Annotated in this window: 4 protein-coding genes and 1 pseudogene; 3 read left to right on the top strand and 2 right to left on the bottom strand. The window is 49.6% G+C overall.

Annotated features, from left to right (window positions below; all coding sequences use genetic code 11):
- Together B9A97_RS29015 and B9A97_RS29660 are read right to left on the bottom strand one after the other, a co-directional pair.
- Positions 1-697, bottom strand: a pseudogene (locus B9A97_RS29015) (transposase); the annotation flags it as partial.
- A 151-nt stretch (positions 698-848) separates the two neighbouring features.
- Positions 849-1,541, bottom strand: a complete 693-nt coding sequence (locus tag B9A97_RS29660; RefSeq protein ID WP_143530774.1) for an SGNH/GDSL hydrolase family protein — start codon at positions 1,539-1,541, stop codon at positions 849-851.
- A 38-nt stretch (positions 1,542-1,579) separates the two neighbouring features.
- On the opposite strand from B9A97_RS29660, the gene B9A97_RS29005 reads away from it, so the two are divergent.
- The 3 genes from B9A97_RS29005 to B9A97_RS28995 all read left to right on the top strand — a co-directional run.
- Positions 1,580-2,665 (top strand): acyltransferase family protein, encoded by a 1,086-nt coding sequence (locus tag B9A97_RS29005; protein ID WP_084369300.1) that lies wholly within the window; start codon positions 1,580-1,582, stop codon positions 2,663-2,665.
- 205 nt (positions 2,666-2,870) lie between these two features.
- Positions 2,871-4,202, top strand: coding sequence for a hypothetical protein (locus B9A97_RS29000; protein ID WP_084369299.1), 1,332 nt, complete (start codon positions 2,871-2,873; stop codon positions 4,200-4,202).
- A gap of 151 nt (positions 4,203-4,353) precedes the next feature.
- A partial coding sequence (locus B9A97_RS28995) for a Wzz/FepE/Etk N-terminal domain-containing protein (protein WP_244564406.1) occupies positions 4,354-5,027 on the top strand: 674 nt, incomplete at its 3' end.

Raw genomic sequence — 5,027 nt, 5'->3', positions numbered from 1 at the left:
AAGTCGTCCAAGACATTCAACAGTCGGAATTGCCTACCATCCTCCAAACGATCCGCCATGAAATCCATGGACCAGACCAGGTTCGGCGCATCCGGCACAGTCAGACCGTCGGGCTTGTCCCGCTTCAAACGCTTGCGTGGCTTGATCCTGAGGTTCAACTCCAGCTCACGATAGATGCGGTATACGCGCTTGTGGTTCCAGCAATGTCCTCGGACATTCCGCAGGTAAAGGAAGCACAGGCCAAAGCCCCAGGTCTTCTTCGCCCGCGTCAGGCCGATCAGGAGATCGGCGATCTGCTCGTTCTCGTCGTTCAGCTTGGCGCTGTAACGATAGCAGGTCTCGCTGACCTCGAAGGTGCGGCAGGCAAGCGCAATGCTCACCCCTCGCAACGCCACTGCTTTCCCGGCCATCTCCCGGCGTTGAGATGGCCGCGTCACTTTTTTCCCAGAGCCTCTTTGAGCAGTTCTGCCTGCATGCTCATCTCTGCATACATCTTCTTCAGCCGACGGTTCTCGTCTTCCAGAGCCTTCATCTGGCTAATCATCGAGGCGTCCATGCCGCCATACTTCGAGCGCCACTTTTAAAAGCTAGCAGTGCTCATCCCGTGTTCCCGGCATAACTCAGGCACAGGGACGCCGCCTTCTGCCTGGCGCAGGATGGCCATTATCTGCGGTTCGCTAAATCTGCTCGTCTTCATAAAAATCTCCTCGATCATAAAGCCCGAGAAAATTCTACTTTTGAAGCCCGTTAATTGGCGGGCGGATTACCCCGAACAAATCATCCCATTCGTGCTAGCCAGTTTTGGATTTGGAATTTCGGATTTAATCCCTCAGAATCTTGAATTCACCTTACCAATTCCTCTTTTTCAACTCTGCCGCTACTTGGTGCGCAACCTTACTATAACCATTGTCATTTGGATGTGTGTTATCTTTCCTGTCGGCGCAGACTAGATCAAGTCCAACAGCAAGGAAATTTTCTGGAAACGCTGCAGACAATGCGTCATTTATCTTCTTGAACTTAGCAAAATCGGCCCCCCCCGGCATGGCTGTATCGTATAAAGCATGCAAAACCGACAAAACGATAAAGCGTCTTCCAGAAATGTGAGAAACCGCGCGTGTAACATCATTCACGATAACATCGGGACGCTCTGTATTATTTCGTCCTATCCAAATAATAACGACGGATTCCTCCGGAACAGGAATGTGCTGGAAAAGGTCTGCTATAGTGGTAGATGTAAGTCCGCCACGAGCGTAGCTCTCAAACGCCCGCGGCTTATCAAAAGAATGTGCCACAACGTAAGGGAAGCGTTTGTCAGGCGCGCTGGCTCCATCGCCAGCAGTTAGACTGTCGCCAAGGAATACAAGGGTGGGGTTCTCGCCATCGCCACGGACCACCGAAAGCTCTGGGGCCGGCGGATTTTTCTTTGGCGGATTAGCCAAGGGAGCCTGCGGGGAGGGCGGAATCCGCGGGCATGACTGCTGTGCGGCTGCGCACACCGTTGAAATCGAAATCAGCAACATTGAACAAAGCAGAATTTTCATAGATTGTCGTCCCCAATGTTACGGTAGGGGTGCCACATATGGCTTCGGATATCAACAAGCGAATACCTAGTTCTGAGAGATTGGAGGGAATCCAGGCCTTGCGGGGGATCGCCGCTATCTTTGTGGTGGTAGACCACGCCATATCAGCACTCATTCAGAAGGCTGGCCTCGATCCGGGTTATGAAACCTTCGCCTGGAGCCTCGGTAATGTCGGCGTAGCTGTGTTCTTTGTAATTAGCGGCTTCATCATGATTCACACCGCTGACCTAGAGTTCGGGGCCCATGGCGCGCCCCGGAGATTCTTTACAAGGCGCTTATGGAGGGTGGGGCCGCTCTATTGGTTGGTCACTTTCATTCAAGCTACAAAACTGCTGATAGACGGTACGCCGCCGGCTCCTTCAGAGATCGCCGCATCCTTGCTATTTGTCCCTTACATCGATGGTAACGGCTTGATGCGCCCAATCTATCCCGTGGGATGGACATTGAATTTTGAAATGTACTTTTACCTCTTTTTTGCGATCGCATTGTCGTTAGATCGAAAAATTGGGCTAAGTTTTATCTTCTTTGTCTTATCGCTGCCTGTGGCCATCGGAGTTCTTTCTGGCATCCAAGATCCTAGCCATGGAATGATGCATGGCTTTCTCTATTTTGTCTGTCATCCGCTGATACTTTATTTTTTGGCCGGCATACTCCTTGGGTTGGCGCGAAAAAAAAGCGGCTCCAGACCCGGAGCCGCTTTGATTGGATTTGCGACCTTGGCTGCTTTGGTCACAACTGGTCAGTATGTTCAAAGCACTGGAAGCTTGAAGTGGTTCATCTGGCTTGTCCCGGTAACTCTTGTGGTTTTCGCGTTCGCGTCCCTCAGAACTCTAACACCAAGTCTCCGGCCGCCAGGACTCATATTAGGCAATGCGTCTTACAGCATATATCTAACTCACAATTTCGCACTTGGCCCTTACGGCAACTTTTGGGGAAAATATGCGTCATCTTTTGGAGCGCCGTTGTTCATCATAGGAGCGATAATTGGATGCAGCTCGCTGGGAATAATGGTGCATTACCTAATTGAAAAACCTATAGCGAAGTTAGGGCATTCGTCTTCAGCGATACAGACAAGCGGTGGTTAGTCGCCGTTACGCAACGTAAGGAAACCCTACATCGCTTTCAACGACCCTCTTGATAGTCTAGCACATGTTGCTAAGGGGTATCCGCTGGCCGAGATTGATTTGCCTCCCACGGCGATCACTGCGTATCATCCAGACCGACGCGCACGTCGCAATTATATGATCTCGTCACCCTCCGTAGCAGAATTTTGGCCGCGTGGAGAACAAAGTGAATAATACCAGCGATGCAACCGCCGATCTTAATATCGAAGCTACCCAGTCAGCAAATCGCCTAAAGATCTTCTCAATCGTCGTCGGGTTCTTCACATGGGAAGGAATTCCGCCAGCATTGATTGGGCTCCCGCCGCACCTAGGCAAACACATCGTGGCGGCTGCAATTCTCCTCGCAAGCGCACAATATATGATTAATCTAATTAAAGGGATGTCACCACGCAAGTATGAAACGGTATCAGCAATACTTTTTACATATTGTTTCTTTGTTTCGACAATTTCAAACGGTTTCATATTTATCAATCCGCCCGCTGAATGGGTATATGCTCACTATTCCCTGCTCCCTTTGTTGCTACCGCTTGCGTTCAGAGTATTCAATATATCGGTAAAAGAATGTATTGCCGGCTTGCTCGCTACAGGCATCTGCGTGTCAATCTTATTGATCGCAGATCAATTAATGCATTTGCGCAGTTTGGAGATATTCCGTCGGCTGGCAACTACAGATCAGAGTCTGAGGAGGATCGTGCTCCTAAAGACGGAAGTTTCATTGGCCGCAACTGTAGTTTTATGCAGAATACTGCGCGATGGTTTACATAGGATCAAGATAAAGAACATTTTGTGTGCCGCACCTATGATATATGTGCTATTTGCGATTAGTGAGAGTCGTCTCGCTATCGCGGCGTTTGTGGTTGGGCTGGGGTTCTTTTCAGCATTTTGCCTAAGTGGGTCACAACGCTTCCGGGCGATTGTGCTGGGCCTTTCAGCAACGGTATTTTTATTTGGAACACTCGGTTACAAATATATTGACCAAATCGCCAGTACCGAAAATTATATTGGCCGTGATCAAAGCATAACATGGAGAATTGTTGAGGCAGAATACTTCAATAAGCAGTTTCAAAAGACCGGAGGTTTAGGCTTTGGAGTCATGTCGACTTCAAAGGGTAGCAACAACGTTCTGTCCTTTGCTGTTAACTATGGTGGGCTGGCCATGGGGGCCTATGGTTACGGTATCTATATTGCCGATATGGGCATTGTTGGAGCACTGTTTCAATTTGGATACATCGGTTTTATCGCGGTTGCGGCAATGTCGGTCTTCATGATATGGAAGTTAGTCGGCTTCGGTCGCATTAACCGGACTTTTATGGATACTGGAGCTGTTGGTGCTGGTTGTGCGGGGTTTATTTTTAGCCCGTGGCCCCTAAATTTTTTCACGTTGGAATGGTCAGTTTTTACGGGAGGGTTTGTGTGGTCACTTCTTACAATTGCAGCTAGCGAACTGAATAGTAAAAGGACAACGAATACTCAACTTCAGAATAGGCATCTATCGTAATGGGAAAAAGGCTGTTGTTGCGCAATTATATTTTGTATAACCTCATTTGGCCGATGTGCAATAGAGCGAGTATCAATATATTTCGTTTTTAATTTTTGAAGATTTAACCTTGGTCGTTACTGAGTGACTCAGGCCGGGGCACGAGGACGTTATGGAACAAGATATTGATGTGAGGAACATCGTCGGCCTCCTGCGGAGGCAGGCGTGGGTCATAACGTCGGTCGTGCTAATATTCCTGGTTGTGACGGCGATCATCGTCTATTCCATTACGCCGAAATATACCGCGACGACGAAGGTTATCGTCGATGTCGCTGCAAAAGATCTTTTGGATCCGAACGAACAGACGGTTTATTCTTCCAACGACATCAACGCCCGTGTCGAGAGTGAAGTCGAGATCTTGCAGTCGGATAATGCGATCCTGAAGGTCATCAACGACCAGAACTTGCTGGCCGATGAAGAATTCGGTGTTTCCGTCGGGTTGATGGATCAGATCAGAGAATACTTCAATCTGGCCAATCCTCAGCAGTCGTCTGGTGACGAGTTGCTGGCGCAGACCTTGCAGAAGGTCCGCGCCGCGGCCAGCATCGGACGGCGTGACCTGACTTACGTCATTGGCATTTCGTTTACCTCAAGGGATGCTGAAAAGGCCGCTCGGCTCGCCAATGCCATTGCTGCCGCTTATATCGAGCAGCAGGTGCAATCCAAGGTGTCGCGCACGCTCGCCTCGCGAAACATCATCCAGGGCCAGTTGGGGCAGGCAAATGCTGCGATCGTCGACAGCGAGCGGAATTTCGACGAGTATCTGTCGAAGAACCTTGACAGGAT

It is taken from the genome of Rhizobium sp. RU36D, assembly GCF_900176345.1.
Classification (GTDB): Bacteria; Pseudomonadota; Alphaproteobacteria; order Rhizobiales; family Rhizobiaceae; genus Allorhizobium.
This window is presented reverse-complemented; position numbering and strand designations above follow the sequence as displayed.

Coding starts and splice junctions, on each gene's coding strand:
- B9A97_RS29660 (WP_143530774.1), bottom strand. CDS start 1,541: ATGAAAATTCTGCTTTGTTCAATGTTGCTGATTTCGATTTCAACGGTG.
- B9A97_RS29005 (WP_084369300.1), top strand. CDS start 1,580: ATGGCTTCGGATATCAACAAGCGAATACCTAGTTCTGAGAGATTGGAG.